The sequence below is a fragment of the Sphingomonas sp. genome, from assembly GCF_040398505.1.
In the GTDB taxonomy this organism is placed as follows: domain Bacteria; phylum Pseudomonadota; class Alphaproteobacteria; order Sphingomonadales; family Sphingomonadaceae; genus Sphingomonas.
In genome coordinates, this window is record NZ_JBBATX010000012.1 from 24,469 (window position 1) to 41,307 (window position 16,839).

At 64.6% G+C, this 16,839-nt stretch carries 24 protein-coding genes, 1 tRNA gene and 1 pseudogene; 13 read left to right on the plus strand and 13 right to left on the minus strand.

Annotation, left to right across the window (positions count from 1 at the left end):
- Positions 1–13: 13 nt before the first annotated feature.
- The 3 genes from ABWP09_RS03125 to ABWP09_RS03135 form a co-directional block, all read right to left on the minus strand.
- The gene (locus ABWP09_RS03125; RefSeq protein WP_353203705.1) at positions 14–514 is read right to left on the minus strand and encodes a division/cell wall cluster transcriptional repressor MraZ; all 501 of its coding nucleotides are present in this window, start codon (positions 512–514) and stop codon (positions 14–16) included.
- Positions 515–843: 329 nt separating this feature from the next.
- Positions 844–1,164 carry a hypothetical protein gene (locus tag ABWP09_RS03130; RefSeq protein ID WP_353203706.1) on the minus strand — a complete coding sequence of 107 codons (321 nt, stop codon included), beginning with the start codon at positions 1,162–1,164 and terminating at the stop codon, positions 844–846.
- A gap of 51 nt (positions 1,165–1,215) precedes the next feature.
- Positions 1,216–2,208, minus strand: a complete 993-nt coding sequence (locus ABWP09_RS03135; protein ID WP_353203707.1) for a cysteine synthase A — start codon at positions 2,206–2,208, stop codon at positions 1,216–1,218.
- Positions 2,209–2,302: 94 nt separating this feature from the next.
- Between ABWP09_RS03135 and ABWP09_RS03140 the strand changes: the two genes are divergently transcribed.
- Together ABWP09_RS03140 and ABWP09_RS03145 are read left to right on the plus strand one after the other, a co-directional pair.
- Positions 2,303–2,581, plus strand: a complete 279-nt coding sequence (locus ABWP09_RS03140; protein WP_353203708.1) for a type II toxin-antitoxin system VapB family antitoxin — start codon at positions 2,303–2,305, stop codon at positions 2,579–2,581.
- Entirely contained in the window at positions 2,578–2,976 is a 399-nt protein-coding gene (locus tag ABWP09_RS03145) for a type II toxin-antitoxin system VapC family toxin (protein WP_353203709.1), read from the plus strand. The genes ABWP09_RS03140 and ABWP09_RS03145 overlap by 4 nt, the downstream gene beginning before the upstream one ends.
- Here ABWP09_RS03145 and ABWP09_RS03150 read toward each other — a convergent pair.
- Positions 2,955–3,296, minus strand: a complete 342-nt coding sequence (locus ABWP09_RS03150) for an Mpo1-like protein (RefSeq protein WP_353203710.1) — start codon at positions 3,294–3,296, stop codon at positions 2,955–2,957. The genes ABWP09_RS03145 and ABWP09_RS03150 overlap by 22 nt on opposite strands.
- A 170-nt stretch (positions 3,297–3,466) precedes the next feature.
- On the opposite strand from ABWP09_RS03150, the gene ABWP09_RS03155 reads away from it, so the two are divergent.
- The 3 genes from ABWP09_RS03155 to aat all read left to right on the plus strand — a co-directional run bounded on the left by ABWP09_RS03155 (position 3,467) and on the right by aat (position 5,405).
- Positions 3,467–3,847, plus strand: a complete 381-nt coding sequence (locus ABWP09_RS03155; RefSeq protein ID WP_353203711.1) for a hypothetical protein — start codon at positions 3,467–3,469, stop codon at positions 3,845–3,847.
- A gap of 65 nt (positions 3,848–3,912) precedes the next feature.
- Positions 3,913–4,635 (plus strand): ParA family protein, encoded by a 723-nt coding sequence (locus tag ABWP09_RS03160; RefSeq protein WP_353203712.1) that lies wholly within the window; start codon positions 3,913–3,915, stop codon positions 4,633–4,635.
- 8 nt (positions 4,636–4,643) lie between these two features.
- A complete protein-coding gene (aat, locus tag ABWP09_RS03165) occupies positions 4,644–5,405 on the plus strand; it encodes a leucyl/phenylalanyl-tRNA--protein transferase (protein ID WP_353203713.1) in 762 nt (253 codons plus the stop codon).
- Between the two features lie 35 nt (positions 5,406–5,440).
- Here the strand turns inward: aat and ABWP09_RS03170 are convergent.
- From ABWP09_RS03170 to ABWP09_RS03190, 5 genes and pseudogenes are all read right to left on the minus strand, one after another.
- A pseudogene (locus ABWP09_RS03170) lies at positions 5,441–5,674 on the minus strand (DUF2155 domain-containing protein); the annotation flags it as partial.
- A 188-nt stretch (positions 5,675–5,862) separates the two neighbouring features.
- On the minus strand, positions 5,863–6,255 hold the full coding sequence (locus ABWP09_RS03175; protein ID WP_188445761.1) for an NADH:ubiquinone oxidoreductase subunit NDUFA12: 393 nt from the start codon (positions 6,253–6,255) through the stop codon (positions 5,863–5,865).
- 50 nt (positions 6,256–6,305) lie between these two features.
- Positions 6,306–6,800, minus strand: coding sequence for a DUF192 domain-containing protein (locus ABWP09_RS03180; protein WP_353203714.1), 495 nt, complete (start codon positions 6,798–6,800; stop codon positions 6,306–6,308).
- Positions 6,801–6,809: 9 nt separating this feature from the next.
- Positions 6,810–7,301 (minus strand): cold-shock protein, encoded by a 492-nt coding sequence (locus ABWP09_RS03185; protein ID WP_353203728.1) that lies wholly within the window; start codon positions 7,299–7,301, stop codon positions 6,810–6,812.
- Positions 7,302–7,508: 207 nt separating this feature from the next.
- Complete coding sequence (locus ABWP09_RS03190; RefSeq protein ID WP_353203715.1) at positions 7,509–8,060, minus strand: regulatory protein RecX; 552 nt, start codon at positions 8,058–8,060, stop codon at positions 7,509–7,511.
- 119 nt (positions 8,061–8,179) lie between these two features.
- On the opposite strand from ABWP09_RS03190, the gene ABWP09_RS03195 reads away from it, so the two are divergent.
- Entirely contained in the window at positions 8,180–9,964 is a 1,785-nt protein-coding gene (locus tag ABWP09_RS03195) for a fatty acyl-AMP ligase (RefSeq protein ID WP_353203716.1), read from the plus strand.
- Between the two features lie 28 nt (positions 9,965–9,992).
- Here ABWP09_RS03195 and ABWP09_RS03200 read toward each other — a convergent pair whose 3' ends face one another.
- The 4 genes from ABWP09_RS03200 to ABWP09_RS03215 form a co-directional block, all read right to left on the minus strand.
- A complete protein-coding gene (locus tag ABWP09_RS03200; RefSeq protein ID WP_353203717.1) occupies positions 9,993–10,769 on the minus strand; it encodes a sulfite exporter TauE/SafE family protein in 777 nt (258 codons plus the stop codon).
- A gap of 3 nt (positions 10,770–10,772) precedes the next feature.
- Positions 10,773–10,967, minus strand: a complete 195-nt coding sequence (locus ABWP09_RS03205; RefSeq protein WP_353203718.1) for a YgaP family membrane protein — start codon at positions 10,965–10,967, stop codon at positions 10,773–10,775.
- 74 nt (positions 10,968–11,041) lie between these two features.
- Positions 11,042–11,305, minus strand: a complete 264-nt coding sequence (locus ABWP09_RS03210) for a rhodanese-like domain-containing protein (RefSeq protein WP_353203719.1) — start codon at positions 11,303–11,305, stop codon at positions 11,042–11,044.
- Complete coding sequence (locus tag ABWP09_RS03215) at positions 11,274–11,633, minus strand: ArsR/SmtB family transcription factor (protein WP_353203720.1); 360 nt, start codon at positions 11,631–11,633, stop codon at positions 11,274–11,276. The genes ABWP09_RS03210 and ABWP09_RS03215 overlap by 32 nt, the downstream gene beginning before the upstream one ends.
- Before the next feature lie 66 nt (positions 11,634–11,699).
- Between ABWP09_RS03215 and ABWP09_RS03220 the strand changes: the two genes are divergently transcribed.
- The 7 genes from ABWP09_RS03220 to ABWP09_RS03250 form a co-directional block, all read left to right on the plus strand.
- The gene (locus tag ABWP09_RS03220) at positions 11,700–12,560 is read left to right on the plus strand and encodes an MBL fold metallo-hydrolase (protein WP_353203721.1); all 861 of its coding nucleotides are present in this window, start codon (positions 11,700–11,702) and stop codon (positions 12,558–12,560) included.
- Positions 12,561–12,684: 124 nt separating this feature from the next.
- Complete coding sequence (locus ABWP09_RS03225; RefSeq protein ID WP_353203729.1) at positions 12,685–15,012, plus strand: putative bifunctional diguanylate cyclase/phosphodiesterase; 2,328 nt, start codon at positions 12,685–12,687, stop codon at positions 15,010–15,012.
- A 46-nt stretch (positions 15,013–15,058) separates the two neighbouring features.
- Positions 15,059–15,135 (plus strand) — tRNA-Trp (locus tag ABWP09_RS03230).
- A gap of 219 nt (positions 15,136–15,354) precedes the next feature.
- A complete protein-coding gene (secE, locus tag ABWP09_RS03235) occupies positions 15,355–15,552 on the plus strand; it encodes a preprotein translocase subunit SecE (RefSeq protein ID WP_353203730.1) in 198 nt (65 codons plus the stop codon).
- 12 nt (positions 15,553–15,564) lie between these two features.
- Positions 15,565–16,104: a transcription termination/antitermination protein NusG gene (gene nusG / locus ABWP09_RS03240; RefSeq protein ID WP_353203722.1), complete on the plus strand. Its 540-nt coding sequence runs from the start codon at positions 15,565–15,567 to the stop codon at positions 16,102–16,104.
- Positions 16,105–16,296: 192 nt separating this feature from the next.
- A complete protein-coding gene (locus tag ABWP09_RS03245) occupies positions 16,297–16,488 on the plus strand; it encodes a type II toxin-antitoxin system VapB family antitoxin (RefSeq protein WP_353203723.1) in 192 nt (63 codons plus the stop codon).
- A gap of 2 nt (positions 16,489–16,490) precedes the next feature.
- A partial coding sequence (locus ABWP09_RS03250) for a type II toxin-antitoxin system VapC family toxin (protein ID WP_353203724.1) occupies positions 16,491–16,839 on the plus strand: 349 nt, incomplete at its 3' end.

Here is a 16,839-nt window from a genome sequence, read left to right on the forward strand (position 1 = left end):
GGATTTGCGGGGATCACAGCGCGATCCCCCTCTGCTTGCAGTGAAAGCGGCACGCCGCCTGCATTACCGGGTCGACATCGGTCGCCGCGATCAGCGTCGCCGGGTCCCAAATCTCGATCCAATCGAACGTGCCCCAGAAAAAGGCATGCTCACCGATGTTGGCATAGTCGCGTGGAAAAGCCGGCATGATGAAACGGCCCGAGCCGTCGAACGGAGCTTGCTCGCCGCTCGCGCCGCGCCGCTTGAAATTGTAATTGGGCTCGCCATCCTCGCCGGTATGCGCGGTCTCGCGCGCTTCGACCTTGGCCTTCAGGATCTTGACGAAGGCGGGGTCATAGGCACGCAGGCAGGTCTGCCTGGGATGGACGCCGACGATGATCGTGCCACCATCCTTGCCATCGGGGCGCGGGGAATTGGCGGCCAGCGCCTGTCGCAGCGAGGCAGGAATCGCGACCCGGCCCTTGTCATCGACAAGGCCAAGACCGTCTCCCTGATATTCGCTGCGTTCGTCCACGCCCACCCCGCACTGCCGGGCAAACCTCTCCCGTCCCGAGAATCGCATCCGTTGCGATTCTCAGCGCACTGTCGCGCAGGCGAGATGAGTCTGCCCCTGTTGAAGGCAGAGTTAACACGTGATTTACCGGGGATACAAGGGGAAAGCCGGGGAATGGCGGGGACCTAGGTTTAATCCCTTAAATTCTCCCGCGATTTTTGTCGCGCCATATCAACTTGTTCCCGGTGTGTTCGAAGAGATCATCGCGCCAGCCCCTGCCATCCCCGCCGCACCCGCCCGATGCGCGGCATTTTCCCGCAAAATCCCCGGCGAACCGGCCTGATTCGAGGTCATGGACGCGTGCTGGTGGCGTGTGGCTGCGCTTGGGCGGCATTGCTGGCGATCGCGGCGCTCGGCGCGACGCCCAACTCGGCAAGCGGTTCCTTGGTCGCGATAACGGGTTCGGCGTTATTGCCGGATACGATCGCCGACACGACCTCGGGGCGGGCGCTCCCGATCGCGGCGACGCCGCGGTCGTGGTTCATCGTCGCGAAAATGGCGGCCGCGAGGCCGATGAGAAGCACGACCGCGGCGAGGCCGATCATGCCGACCTTCACGCGCTGGGTTGTCTGGCCTGCTTCCCGTTGCGGGTGCTGTGCGATAATTTTCATAAGCTGTGGCATAAATGTAACGCATTAAGATGCGCTTGTCGATTCCAGCCTTTAGGCTGAGGCCAGCCATGGCGGCACCGCCAGCCCTTTTGCCTCGAGCCACGCGCGATTGTAGAGTGTTGAGAGATAGCGGAACCCGGTGTCGCACAGGATCGTCGCGACCCGGCTGCCCGGGCCCAGATGCCGCGCCAGCAACACTGCACCCGCCACGTTGATCCCCGACGAAAGCCCCAGGCACAGCCCTTCCTCGGCCAGCAGCCGCGTCACCCACTCCATCCCATCGGCATCGGAAATGCGGAACTGCGTATCGATCGGCGCGCCCTCCAGATTGGCGGTGATCCGCCCCTGCCCGATCCCTTCGGCGACCGATGATCCTTCGGCCTTCAACTCGCCATGCGCATAATAATTGTACAAGGCTGCGCCATACGGATCGCTCAGCGCGATGCAGACCGCCTCGTTCTTCGCCTTCAGCCCCATCCCGACCCCGGCGATCGTCCCGCCCGTCCCCGCGGCGCAGGTGAACCCGTCGATCCGCCCGTCCATCTGCGCCCAGATTTCCTCGGCCGTGCCGGTGATATGCGCTTTGCGATTGGCGATATTGTCGAACTGATTGGCCCAGACCGCATTGGGCGTCTCCTCGGCGATCCGGCGCGAGGTGTGGACGAAATGCGCCGGATTCGAATAGGGCGCAGCGGGCACGAGCACGAGCTCGGCCCCCAATGCGCGCAGCGTATCCATCTTCTCGCGGCTCTGCGTCTCGGGCATCACGATGATCGTCTTATAGCCCTTGGCATTGGCGACGAGCGCGAGGCCGATCCCGGTATTGCCCGCCGTCCCCTCGACAAAGGTCCCACCCGGCGCAATCTGCCCGCGTGCCTCGGCATCCTCGACGATCCCGAGCGCGGCACGATCCTTGATCGAAGCGCCGGGATTGGCGAATTCGCATTTGCCGAAGATTTCGGCGCCGGCGGCCTCGCTCGGCCCTTTGAGGAAAACCAGTGGCGTGTTGCCGATCAAAGCGAGCGTGTTGGGGGTGGTGTGCATGAGCCTTAGCTATGCGTCCCCTCTCCTCGCGGCAAGCAAGCTTCGCTTGGCGGGGCGGAAGCAGACGTGGTAGACTTTCGAGTAGGAGGAAACGATGCCTACCGCCCTCACGATCGAAAGTGCCGAAGCGCAACTTCTAGCCGAGCGGTTGGCCTCTGAAAGTGGAGAAGATGTAACACAAGCGGTTATCGGTGCGCTGCGCATGCGGCTCGCGGCCGTTCGACGCGAGCGCCTCTGGGAGCCGGACGAACTACGCGCAAAAGAAACGGAATTTTACGAAATCGTCGACGGCAGTCGCGCACGCTGGCCGGGTGGCTTAACGTCGGCAGACATGGACGATCTTCTCTATGACGAGTATGGATTGCCGCGTTGATCGTCGATACGTCCGTCCTGATTTGCTTTTTGCGCGAGGAACCAGAAACGCCTCGCTTCCTGTCCATCCTCTTGGGCAAGAAGGGCCGCCTGAAGATGTCTGCCGCCAGTTACCTTGAGGCGGGCATCAAAATCGATTCTCTCCGCGACGATGTTCTGAGTGAACGACTTGATCGCCTTGTCGCGTTTTTCGATATCGACATCGTACCCGTAACGCGCGATCAGACGAAGGTCGCGCGATATGCCTATCGCCGGTTTGGCAAAGGCCATCATCCGGCCAAGCTGAATTATGGCGACTGTTTCGCCTATGCTCTGGCGAAGACGGAGGCTGCGCCGCTGCTGTTCAAGGGCGACGACTTCCCGCAGACCGATGTTCAGGTCGCGTCGCGTCCGTGAACCCCCGCCGCGCGCAAATGCGGCCCCAGCCGCCCGCTCGCCCACAAAAAGAACATCCGGTAATCGCTCGCCAGCGACCATAACGGATAGGTGAAGGTCGCCGGACGGTTCTTCTCCACCCCGAAATGCGCGGCCCAGGCGAAACCATATCCCGCGATCGGCAGCGCCGGCCACCAATAGCCGCCCGCCACGATCGCCACCGCCAGGAACACGAAGGTCAGCGCGGTCCCGGCATAATGGATCGCACGTGTTTCCGGCTTGGCATGCTCGCGCAGATAATAGGGCCAGAAGGCCGCATAGCTGGTGATGTCCGCCGCCATTCCCGCGCTCCCAACGTCTTAAGACCCAAGCCTTTCATGCCTGTCGCCCGGTGGCAAGCCCGCGAAACGAGATGACCGTTACGTTACAGAATTGTTGCAACGCAAAAAACTGACGTCCTAGAGTAAGCTACGGTCTTGACGCCCGATGCCGCGTGAGCGAAGAAAATCGAATGATCATCCGCATCCTCCCCGCCGTCGCCGTTGCGCTGCTCGCGCTCTCGGCTTGTGACAATAAGCCGACTGAGGTGACGAACGTCGCGCCGGATCCGATGGCATCGGTCCTCGCCAACAAGGCGCCGATCGAACTCCCGCCGTCGATCAAGGCCGATGTCAGCTTGCGCTGCAAGGATAACAGCCTCGCCTTCGTCACCTTCTTCGATGGCGACAAGCAAGTTCTGGTCAAGACCAGCAAGAATGGCACACCGGTCAAACTGACCGCCGACAAGGCCGGCGATCCGCTCAAGGCCGATGGCTATGAAATGACCGGCAACCCCAAGGCGGTCACGCTGACGGAGCCGGGCAAGCCAGCGCAGCTCTGCAAGGTCGGATAATTCCGCCGATTGCACCGCTCTTCGGCATCCGCCACATTGGCCGTTCGTAAAAGAGGGGCTCGATTGTGTCGACGATTGCGATTTACAGTCTGAAGGGCGGCGTCGGAAAGACGACGCTCGCGGTCAATCTTGCTTGGGTCGCCGCGACCGCATCGTCGCGGCGCACCCTGTTGTGGGATCTTGATCCGCAAGCCGCGTCGAGCTTTCTGCTCTCGGCCAAACCAGATGCCAGAGCGAAGGACCAGGCGCAGTCGGTCTTCGCCAAGGATGTCGAACCCGACAAATTGATCGAAAAGACCGCGACTCCGCGGCTCGATTTGCTGCCCGCGGATGCGTCGCTGCGCGGGCTCGACCTGTTGTTCCACGAACTCGACAAGAAGAAGCGGCTGCAAAAGCTGCTGACCGGGTTGCGCAAGGAGTATGACCGCATCCTGCTCGACTGCCCGCCGGGCCTGACCGAGACGAGCGATCAAGTGATGCGCGCCGCCGATCTGATCGTCGTCCCCGTCATCCCATCCCCGCTATCGGAGCGCGCGCTCGTCGAGGTGCTCAAGCATCTCGGGTCGAAGGCGCAGGTCATGCCGGTCCACTCGATGGTCGATCGTCGGCGCAAATTGCATGCCGATGCGCTGGCGCGGCACCCGGATTGGCCCGTCATCCCGATGGCAAGCCTGATCGAACAGGTCACCGCGCGCCGCGCCCCGGTCGGCAGCTTCGCGGCGCGATCGGCGGGTGCGCAAGCTTTCGCGCAGCTGTGGCAGGCGATCGAGCGTCGCATCGCCCAATGACGTCAGCGGTGACGCCGCCGCCCGACGACGACCCAGACCCGATCCCGCCGCTTGACCCGCAACTGGTGCTGGGGGCCTATTCGGTCGGCGTCTTCCCGATGGCGGACGGGCGCGATGCCGCGGACGTCTATTGGGTCGAGCCGAGCGAGCGCGCGATCCTGCCGCTCGACGGTTTCCATGTGTCGCACTCGCTGCGCAAGACGCTCGTCGCCGACCGTTTTCGCGTCACCGCCGACCAGGCCTTTCCGCAAATCCTCGCGCTGTGCGCACAATCGGTCGGCAACCGTCCCGACACCTGGATCAACGCGCCGATCGAACGCGTCACCAACCAACTCCACGCCATGGGCTTCGCGCATTCGATCGAGGTGTGGGATGGCAATACGCTCGCCGGTGGGCTGTACGGCATTGCGCTCGGTCGTGCCTTTTTTGGGGAAAGCATGGTCAGCCGCGCGCGTGATGCGTCGAAAGTCGCGATGGCATGGCTCGTCGCGCGGCTGCGCATTGGCGGCTTCACCTTGCTCGACTGCCAATTCCTGACCGATCACCTCGCCTCGCTCGGCGCGGTCGAAATCAGCCGCGCCGATTATCTCGTCGCATTGTCCGCGGCGATTTCGGGCGTGGTCGGCTCGGGCGCGTCATCCGCGGCTGCGGGTGATTTCTTCGCGCTCGACCGCGGCATGTTGCTGGAGCCGGGCGCACCGCCACCCGCGACCGAATCGGGACCGCCGAGCGGGAAGGTCATCGCGCAATTCTTGATCCACACATCGTAGATCGGGTGCTGGACGACATTGAGCGCGGGGCGTTCCTTGAACAGCCAGCCCGAAAACGCCCGGCGCCAGCTCGTGTCACTGCCCTGCACATCGACCTGGACGAACGCACCCGTATACTGTTCCTGCTCCCACGGCGCGGTCCGTTCGCACGCGCGCAGCCGCACCACGACGTCACCGATTCGCATCGCCTTGCCCGGCTTCAGCACGACATCGCGCGCCGCGCCATTGCGCTTGTTGAGCAGCCCGAGCGTCGCGACGCGGTCCACCATCGGCGTCGCGCCATAGCTCGGATCGACGCCGCCGCCGAGATCGACCGTTACGATATTGCTCGCGCTGGTATCGGCATCGAGCGCGGTGACCGGGGTCGGTTTTGTATCGGGCGCAACCGGCTTGGTCGGCCCGCATCCGGCGGCGAGCAGTGCCAGCACGAGCACCCCGCTCCACCTGCCGGCGCGCTTCACGCGTCGGGAACCCACGCTTCATAATCGCCGGTTGCAGCGGCGCGAACACCACCCTTTTCGAGCGCACCCCTGGGGCGATAGGCCGCGACCGTACCGGTCAGATTGGGCTCGGCCGGCAATTGCCACACGCGCGCCGCAGGCAGCGCGCGATCGGGCACGTCATCGACTTGATGGTGCAGCCAGCTGAACCATTCGGGTGCGACTCGGCTCGAATCGTTCGGCCCGTTATAAATGACCCAGCGGCGCGGGTTGCCCGCCGTGTCGCTGCCGCCCTGATAATAGACGTTGCCCAGCGCGTCCTCGCCGACCCGCGCCTTGCCGCGCAGGCCAAACGCCGTGCCAATGGTTGCGCCATTCCACCAAGTGAAGGGATTGAGGTTGATGCCCATGCCACCGCGCTTAGCGCGCCGCCGCGCCGCCTTCAACCGCGTTTCCCGATCTAGCGCGGCCGCCTCGGCCAGCTAACCCGGTCACCCTCGGCAATGCCGAGATCGAGCACGCGCCCGCCGCGCAGCTCCAGCACCGCGCTGACCGGCTCGCCCGAGGGGATCGGCGTTTCGGACTGCGGCACCGTGTTTTCCGCAATCCGCGCGATCGTCCCGTCGGGACGGATGAACAGGATATCGAGCGGGCTCGGCGTGTTCTTCATCCAGAAATTGGCCGCGCGCGGTGGTCCGCCATCGGGCGGATAGGGCGCGAACAGCATACCGCCATTTTGCGCAATATCGGTGCGGAACATCAGCCCGCGCTCCTGCTCATCGGCGGTTTTCGCGACCTCGACGACAAACGCATGGGCACCCGTGCTGCCGGTGATGGTCAGCGCGACGGTGCCGCTTGAGGCTTCGGCGCCCTTGGTGGTGTCGGTCGCGCCGTGGCACCCCGGCGTAGTGGCGAGCACAGCGAGTGCCAGCAAAGCCGCATATCGAACGCCCATAATCGGTCCTCAGCCTTCTTCGTCTTCGACGATTACAGCCAGCGGACCCTTGTCGCGCTCGACGATGCGTGCCTGCAACGCTTGCCCCGGTTCGATTTCCTCGATCCCCGCGCGGCGCAGCGTTTCGATATGGATGAAGACATCGCTCGCATCGCGCGACCGCAGCAGAAAACCATAGCCTTTCAGCCGATTGAACCATTTGACCGTCACCGGCTCGAACGGCCCGGCTTGCTCGATCAGCGCGGCGGAATCGCCGCGCACGCCGTCGCTGCGGGGGCGGATCGGCGGCTCGACCGCGTCGCTCAGGTCGATCGACAGGATCTCACTCGCTTGCAGCCCCCGCTCGCGCACCGCTGCCAGACACTCGATCCGCGCGCCCTCGGGCAGGCTGCGTCGCCCATGCGGCCGCAAGACGGAGAAATGAATCAGGATGTCGCCGACGGTTGCATCATCGGCCACGACGAACCCGAAGCCGCGGGTCATATCGAACCATTTGAGCATACCGGTGTAGACGCGTGCCGACGACTCCGCCGTCTCCGCGCCGCAACCCGCCGCGCCCTCCCGGTCGATGCCGCCAAGCGCCGGAATGACTTCGTTCCGCATCACGAACTATCCCCCGCGCACGTCGCTAGCATGGACGAAGTACGGACGCAAAAAGCGAAACGAGCCGCGCCGATAGACACGCAATTCGCGCGAATCGCGTACGTATCAGTCGCTGGAGTCAAGCGCCTCCCCCGGCCCGAGCGAGGCGATCCGCCGTGCCAGCGTAAAATCATGACCGCCGCGAATCATCGCGGCAATGTGCTTCTCGCGCTCGGCACGCTCGGCGCGCACCGCAGCGAACGGGCCGATCCGCCGCCGCCGCGCAAATGCCATCGCCGTCTCAAGCGCGCGATCCTCGACCGCCGGGACGATCGCGTCGCGATCCTCCTCGACAAGGCCGGCTTGATGGAGTGCGCCCGCGACGCGGCGCTTGCCCAGGCCGCGCCGTCCCATCGCCGCCGCGCGCGCCTCGCCAAAGGCGCGGTCGTCGATATAGCCGAGGTCGGCCAACTTCTCCGCCAGCGCCGCCGGGTCGGCCGGGTCCCCGTCCCAGCCGCGCTCGCGAATCTTGCGCACCAGATAGTGCGCCAATCGGCTCCGCGTCGTCGCGAACCGCTCGACATAGCGCAGCGCAAGCCGATCGAGCGCCGCCGCATCCAAGGGCGGGACGGTACGTATCTCTCTTGATTTCGAACGGTTCTTTGCTGGATGGAACATGACGCCATCATTGTGCCACAGTCGAACTCGATTTTGAACGCCTGACGCAAGCAGGGGTGCATGTCGAAAAATTAGGCGCGGCCGTCGGCGAACGGTCGCGATCAAGGGCGCAAACACTGATGATGATGGATGTAGCGGATACGCGGAAAACCTCGGTGGCGACACCGGGGCCAGCCGCGCCAAACGTGGTCGGTACCCCGACCGCCGATACGCTGGCACGACGCTTCGCCGATTTCGAGACGCTGGGGGCAGCGCTCGATTATGCGGCAAGCGGAGCGCGCGGGCTGAATTTCCACGATGCGCGCGGCACGCTGTCGCGCGCCTATCCGTTTGCCGAATTGCGCGACGATGCGCTGGCGATGGCACGCCGCCTGATCGCCGCCGGGATCAAACCCGAGGACCGCATCGCGATCGTCGCAGAGACCAGCCCGGATTTCGCGGCTTTGTTCTTCGGCACGGTCTATGCCGGGGCGTGGCCCGTGCCGCTGCCGTTGCCGAGCAGCTTCGGCGGGCGCGATTCCTATATCGAACAGCTCCGCGTCCAGCTTTCCAGCTGCGACCCAACGCTGCTAATCTATCCCCCCGAACTCGCGCAAATGGGCGGCGATGCCGCGCGCGCCGCCGGGGTTACGGGCGTCGACTGGTCCGAACTCGTCATCCGCCCCGCGCCGATGGTCGATCTGCCCCAGGCAAAAAGCAGCGACATCGCCTATCTGCAATATTCCAGCGGATCGACGCGCTTCCCGCACGGCGTCGTCATCACCCACCACGCATTGCTCAACAACCTCGCGGCGCATTCGCACGGTATGCAAGTGATCGAGAGTGACCGCTGCGTCTCGTGGCTGCCCTGGTATCATGACATGGGGCTGGTCGGCTGCTTCCTGTCGCCGGTCGCCAATCAGGTTTCGACCGATTACCTCAAAACCGAGGATTTCGCGCGCCGTCCGCTCGCGTGGCTCGACATGATCAGCCGCAACCCCGGCACCTCGATCAGCTATTCGCCGACCTTCGGCTACGACATTTGCGCACGCCGCATGTCGAGCCAGACCAAGGCATCGGACCGCTTCGACCTGTCGCGCTGGCGGCTCGCGGGCAATGGTGCCGACATGATCCGCCCCGACGTGATGCAAAGCTTTGTCGATGCGTTCGACGAAGCCGGCTTCAAGGCAAGCGCCTTCCTGCCGAGCTATGGTCTGGCCGAGGCGACGCTCGCCGTATCAATCATGCCGCCGACCGAAGGCATTCGCGTCGAACTGGTCGAGGAAACGCAATTGTCGGGCGTCGCGGCGGGGGAAGATCGCCCGCAACGCTTCCGCGCGATCGTCAATTGCGGCAAGCCGGTGAAGGACATGCAAGTCCAGATCCGCGAGGAAGACGGCACCCCCCTGCCCGAACGCGCCATCGGCAAGATCTGGTGCTCGGGTCCCTCGGTGATGGTCGGCTATTTCCGCGATCCGGAATCGACCGATGCCTGCCTCGTCGATGGCTGGCTCGATACCGGCGACATGGGCTATCTCAGCGACGGCTATATCTACATCGTCGGCCGCGCCAAGGACATGATCATCGTCAACGGCCGCAACCATTGGCCGCAGGACATTGAATGGGCGGTCGAGCAACTCCCCGGCTTCAAGGCCGGTGACATCGCCGCCTTCGCGATCACCACGCCGGGCGGCGAGGAAACCCCCGCCGTCCTCGTCCAGTGCCGCACCTCGGACGAATCCGAACGCGTCCGCCTCCGCGACGAGATCCGCGAACGCGTCCGCTCGGTCACCGGCATGAACTGCGTGATCGAACTCATCCCGCCGCGCACATTGCCGCGCACCAGCTCGGGCAAATTGAGCCGGGCCAAGGCCCGCAATTTGTATTTGAACGGGGATATCAAACCGTACGACCTGGCGGCGTAAGCCGCCGCCGCAGGGGCTCGCGGGGCGCTCAGCTCAGCGCGCCCCACGCGACATAGCCGGCGGTCGCCAGCACCATGAGTGCAAACGCGGTGCGAGCCCCCGCCGCGCGGTCTGCGAGCAATCGTGCGACCGGAATGGCGATCACCGATCCGATCGCACCGCCGCCGAGCAGCGCGGCAAAGAGCGACCAATCGACCAAACCGGACATCGCATAGCTCGCGCTGGTCGCCGCGCCGAACAACACGACCGACACCAGCGACGACGCGGCGGCGTTGGCCAGCGTCATGCCCGTTGCCGCCATCAGCCCCGGCACGATCAGGAAGCCACCACCGATCCCGAAGAATCCGGCGGCAAGCCCCGTCACCGCTCCTGCTGGCGCCAGCTTGAAGGTCAACGCCGTCGTCAAGCGGACGGTCGCATCGCCATCTGCCTTACGCGGCAGCAGCATCGATCCGCCAACCAGCGCCATCGCCAGCGCGAACCAGATCAATAGCTGGCTACCGTCGATCTGCTTGGCGACATGCGCGCCGATCAGCGATCCGCTCAGCCCGGCGGTGCCGAATACCATAGCACAGGGCCATTTCACCCTGCCGGCGCGCGCCTGCACGAACAGGCCGAGCGCGGCATTGGCCGCAACCGCCGCAGCCGACGTACCGATCGCCACATGCGGATCCCGCACGCCGACGATGTAGAGCAGCAATGGCGTCGCCAGCACCGATCCGCCCCCGCCGAACACCGAAAGCAGCAGCCCGATGACCGCGCCGCCTGCAATCGCAGCGGGATAGGATATGCTGGCAACGTCCACGATCTAGGCCGCGACCGCGCGGTTCCACGGCAGATAGCCGAGCAATCGGGCCATGCCGCAAAATCCGCTGATCCCGGCAAAGGTCAGGCCAGCGCCGACAAAGGCCGACACACCGAAGAAATAGGGCGATACCAGCCACCCCAGAACCACCCCGGTCAGCACGAGCGAGCCCGCGACGATCTGCACCTGCCGCATCATTTCCAGCGGGGCCTTGCGATTGGCCTCCACCGGCAATCCGGCGCGCGCCCAGCCATCAAGGCCCCCGTCCAGAACTAGGCTTGCCCGCCGACAGGGGCAGCCAACCGCGCCGCATTGGCGGTCGTGCGCATACCCGATCGGCACGTGAAGATGACATCGGTCCCCGCCATCTCGGGCAGCGCCACTGCCTCGAACCGCGACAGCGGGCGCGACACGGCGCCGGGAACATGCCGACGCGCGAATTCGTCCTCCTCGCGAATGTCGATCAGCAGGGCATGGCCCTGCCGCAGGCGTTCCGCGACAGAATCAGGCGTCAGCGCGATCAGAGTCTTGGGCATTGGATGTCTCCACATCATCGGGACAGAAAATCGCGGCAAGCGTCGCCAGCACCTGCGCCGCTGCAGGATCGGCAATCCGATAGTAAATCGCGAGGCCATCGCGCCGGGTCGCCACCAGCCCGTCGCTGCGCAACACCGCCAGATGTTGCGACAGCGCCGATTGCGACAGGCCGATGAGCGGGAGCAATGCGCCCACCGATCGTTCGCCCGCCGACAATTGGCACAGGATCATCAAGCGACGCTCATTGGCGAGTGCGCGGAGCAGACGCGCCGCAGCCGCAGCGCTCTCTTCAAAGCGAGTCATGTCAAAGGTGGCGAGGTCGACCATACCGCAAATATATGCGTTGAAACTAATTTAGCAAGAGATTATATTAGGCGAGATAGGAGCTCCATCATGAACCCCAGCGTCCAGACCTTTTTCGATCCTGCGACCTTCACCGCGACCCATCTGGTCGTCGACACCCCGACCGGAACCGCCGCGATCATCGATCCCGTGCTCGATTTCGAACCCAAAGGCGGGACATTGGCGACCATCTCGGCCGATGCGCTGTTGGCTGTGATTGCCCGCCAGGGCCTGACGCTCGCTTATATTCTGGAAACGCATGCTCACGCCGACCATCTGTCGGCAGGCGACTATCTGCGGCGCAAGACGGCTGCGGCGTTGGTCATCGGCACGCATATTACCGATGTCCAAAAGGTGTTTGCGCCGATGTTCGATGCCGATGACGTGGCAACCGACGGCAGCCAGTTCGACATTCTGCTGCGCGAGGGCGACTGCCTGACGCTGGGGACGCTGACAATCCGCGCCCTGCACACGCCGGGCCACACACCGGCCTGCAACACCTATTTGATCGGGGATGCCGCCTTTGTCGGCGATACGCTGTTCATGCCGGATTATGGCACCGCGCGCGCCGATTTTCCGGGTGGCGACGCGCGAACGCTCTACCGCTCGATCAAGCGAATCCTGGCCTTGCCGCCTAAGACGCGGATTTTTGTTGGCCATGATTATCTCCCCGCTGGCCGCGCGGAGTATCGGTGGGAAACAACCGTGGCGGCGGAAGCGGCCGGCAACATCCATCTTGCGGACACCGCCGACGAGGATGCGTTCGTCGCAATGCGCGAGGCGCGCGACAAGACGCTGGCCGCGCCAACGCTGATTCTGCCGTCGCTGCAAGTCAACATTCGCGCCGGCGCGCTGCCACCCGAATCGCCGTCCGGAAGGATTTTTCTACAGCTGCCGGTCACATTGGCTTGATCGACGTGCCTGATCGTGTTGGTGCGCCTGTCGAATTCCGGCCGCGCTCCCCGCCATAACGATCCGCTAACGCTTCTGCGCTACACCCTGCGGCGTGCGTACCGAACCGACCTCGCAATTCGCCATGCCGCGAATCGACGCCAGAGCGTTGCTCGGCCTGTATGATCCTGCCGACACGACCGATTGGGCGCCGATCCGCGCGGCGCAATTGCATGCCGGCAGCCAGCTCGCCTTCTTCCTGCTCGCGGCCAATCTCATCGGCGCGACGCTGGTTACACTGCTGCTCGAACGCGCCGCGCCGTTATGGGCGATGGCGAGCTGGAGCGCGGTCGTCGCAGCGGTCGCGGTGGCGGTCACCTTCCGTCGCCTCGCCGCACGCCACCGCGCCGCCAGCAATGCCACGCTAAACGATGTGCGCGACACGGTGCTCGAGGGGATCGCGCTCGCGGCCGTCTGGTCGGTGCCGCCGCTTGCCTTTGGCGCTACCGCCGATAGCACCACCGCGCTTGGGCTGTGGATCGTATTGTCGGTGCTGATGACCGCGTCGGCCGTCGCGATGGCGGCACTGCCGCTGGCGACGCTCAGCTTTTTAGGCGTCCTCGGCGCGGCGATCTCCACGATGTTGTTCTTTGTCGGCGGGCCGGTGCTGGCGGCCTCGGTCCTGCTCTTTACCACGCTGCTGATGATCGGCTGCTTCACCCGCGCCCGCGCGCTGGTGGTGATCCGCGCCGGGGAAATCGCGCTTGCCGAGCGTGACGAGACCGTCAGCTTGCTGCTGCGCGAGGCGCAGGATCACAGCGCCGACTGGTTGTGGGAAACCGATGCCGCGCGCCGCATCGTGCGCGCCTCGCCGCGCTTTGCGCATTCGGTCGGGCTCGATCCCGTCAGCATCAACGGCAAGGCGCTGCTCGAAGTGTTGGCCGGTCCGACCTGGGAGGCCGGCAATTTCGCGGCGGGCCTGCGCACGCTCGCCGAGCATTTGAAAGGACGCGTGGCGTTCAGCGGCGTGTTGCTGCCGGTGTGGGTCGACGATAGCGAACGCTGGTTCGAAATCGCCGCCAACCCGCGCATCGATGAACGCGGCGCGTTCATCGGCTTTCGCGGCGTCGGATCGGACGTCACCGAACAGCGCGAATCGGCCGACAAGATCAACCGCATGGCGCGTTTCGATACGCTGACCGGCCTGCCCAATCGCCTGCACATCAACGAAACGCTGGCGCGCGCGATGGTAGACGCCACCAAATGGGGCAGCCGCTGCGCCTTCATGATGATCGATCTCGATCGCTTCAAGGCGGTCAACGATTCGCTCGGCCATCCGATCGGCGACCGGTTGCTCGGGCGCGTGTCCGAACGGCTCACTGCGTTGATGAGCGAGAATGAGCTGATCGGGCGGCTCGGCGGCGACGAGTTCGCGGTCGTCGTGCGCGATGCGAGCGCCAGCGCGCGCGTCGAACGCCTCGCCCAGACGATCGTCGATGCGCTCGCCAAACCCTATGACCTCGATCAGCACACGCTCTACACCGGGGCCAGCGTCGGCGTCGCCTTCGGCCCGCGCGACGGCGCGACGGCGGAGATGCTGATCCGCTCGGCCGACCTCGCGCTCTACCGCTCGAAGGATCAGAGCGGCGGGATGTACCATTGCTACGAACCGCAATTGCACGTCGCCGCCGAAGAGCGCCGTGTCCTCGAACAGGCGCTGCGCAAGGCGCTCAGCAATGACGAGCTCGACGTGCATTATCAGCCCGTCGTCGATGCCGGCACCGGTAGCCTGAAAGGGTTTGAGGCGCTGGTGCGCTGGACGCATCCCGAACTCGGCTCGATCTCGCCCGTCAAGTTCATCCCGCTCGCCGAGGATGCGCGGCTGATCGCGCCGATCGGCGAGTGGGTGCTGCGTTCGGCCTGTACCGAGGCGGCGAGCTGGCCCGGTGAAACGCGCATCGCGGTCAACGTCTCGCCCGAACAATTGCACAATCCCGGCTTCGTCGCGATCGTCGCCTCGGCATTGGCGAATAGCGGCCTCCCCGCCAGCCGGCTCGAGCTTGAAGTCACCGAAAGCGTGTTCATGCGCGACGATACCGGCGCGGTGAAGGTGCTCGAGCGCATTCTCGGGCTCGGCGTCCGCCTCAGCCTCGACGATTTCGGCACGGGCTATTCCTCGCTCGGCTATCTCAGCCGCACGAAGTTTTCGACAATCAAGATCGACCGCAGCTTCGTGATCGGCGCGTCGAAGAAAGTGCCCGAGGCGATCGCGATCATCCGCGCGGTGGTCGCGCTTGCACAAAGCCTCGGCATGGCCACCACTGCCGAGGGCGTTGAGACCGAGGACGAACACCGCATGGTGCAGGATCTCGGCTGTACCAAGGTCCAGGGCTATTATTTCGGCCGCCCGCTCCCCGTCGCCGAAGCGCGCGCCCTCGCGCACCGCAACTGGGGCGACCGCGCCGCTGCGTAAAGCCGCTTGCGGGCCACGCGGCGGCACGCTAACGATCGCCGTTGATAGGGGTGTAGCTCAGTTGGTTAGAGCGTCGGTCTCCAAAACCGAAGGCCCTCGGTTCGAGTCCGAGCTCCCCTGCCAAGCCTGAAGGCGCACGCGGTCAGCGAAGCTGACCCGCGAGACGCCGCAAGGCCGGCCGGCGGCACCTGTGCCGTCCGACGTGATGGGACTTGCTCCTATCACGGCCCCCTGTTAGACCGTACCCATTCCGACATCGGGAATTCTCGTCATCGGGCCTTGGCAGGCCCGGGCGGCGGGCCCATGTCCGACACGCAACGTTACAACAAGAGTGCAGGCACCGTGGCAAAGACGACCCCTCTCGAATTCTTCCGTCAGGTTCAGGCCGAGACCAAGAAGGTCGTGTGGCCGACGCGGCGCGAGACGCTGACGACGGGCCTTATGGTGGTGATCATGACGGTGATCCTCGGCCTGTTCTTCTTCGTGATCGACACCAGCTTCGAGGCGGTCATCGCCCTGCTGCTCAGCCTCGCAAAGTAAGAGACACATCCCATGGCACGCTGGTATATCATCCACGCTTATTCGGGTTTCGAGGGCAAGGTCCGCGATTCGATCATGTCGGAGGCGACCCGCATGGGCCTCGAACAGCTCGTCGAGCAGATCGAAGTCCCGACCGAGACGGTCACCGAGGCGCGCCGCGGCAAAAAGATTTTGGTCGAGCGCAAATTCATGCCCGGCTATGTGCTGGCCAAGCTCAACATGAATGACGACGTCTATCACCTCGTCAAGAACACACCCAAGGTTACCGGCTTCCTCGGCCCCAATGGCAAGCCGCAAGCGATCCCCGAGGCGGAAGCCGCGCGGATGCTCAACACCAAGGACGAAGCCGCCGCCGCTGCGCCCAAGCAGAAGATCAAGGTCGATTTCGAAATCGGCGATTCGGTCAAGGTGCTCGACGGCCCGTTCGCGAGCTTCAACGGCATTGTCGAGGAATTGGATTTCGACCGCAGCCGTGTGAAGGTGTCGGTGAGCATCTTCGGGCGTGCCACGCCGGTTGAGCTGGAATTTGAGCAAGTCGAGCGCAGCAAGTAAGGCGAAGCCTTACGAGCGACCCGCACAGGATTAGCGAAAGCTAATCCTGAGACGGCGGAGACCGGCCGGCGGGTCGCGAAGCGAACCCGTCCGACGAAAGACGCGGGATTTACTCCCGCGTCCTCCCTGCCCCCAGCATTGAACCCAGCATCACGCGATGCTACAAAGCGTGCCTCTCCCGGAGGCACCAACATGCGCACAACCCTCGCGCTAGACGACGACCTCGTATTGCAAGCCCAAGCCTATACCGGCCTGAAGGAAAAATCGGCGCTGGTTCGCGAAGCGCTGAAAGCGTTGATCGAACGCGAAGCAGCGCACCGCCTCGCCCGCCTTGGGGGAAGTGATCCGGACGCAGCCGCCGGACCGCGCCGCCGCACGGCCTGAAAGTGCTGCTCGTCGATACCGGCATCTGGATCGATCATTTGCGCAGCGGCGATGCGGTACTTGGCCGCGTGCTGTTGGCGGGAAATGTGCTCGGCCATCCGATGGTCACGGGGGAACTTGCGATGGGCAGCCTCGCCGACCGTATCGGCTTCCTCACCTTGCTCCAGCGCTTGCCGCAGGCGGTGCGCGTGAGCGATGCGGAAGTGCTGGCGCTGGTCGAACGTGGCACGCTGTTCAGCCGTGGCCTAGGCTTTGTCGATGCGCATCTCCTCGCCGCCACGCTGCTCACGCCAGATGCGCGTTTGTGGACACGCGACAAGCGGCTGGCCGACGCGGCGGCGGAACTCAGGG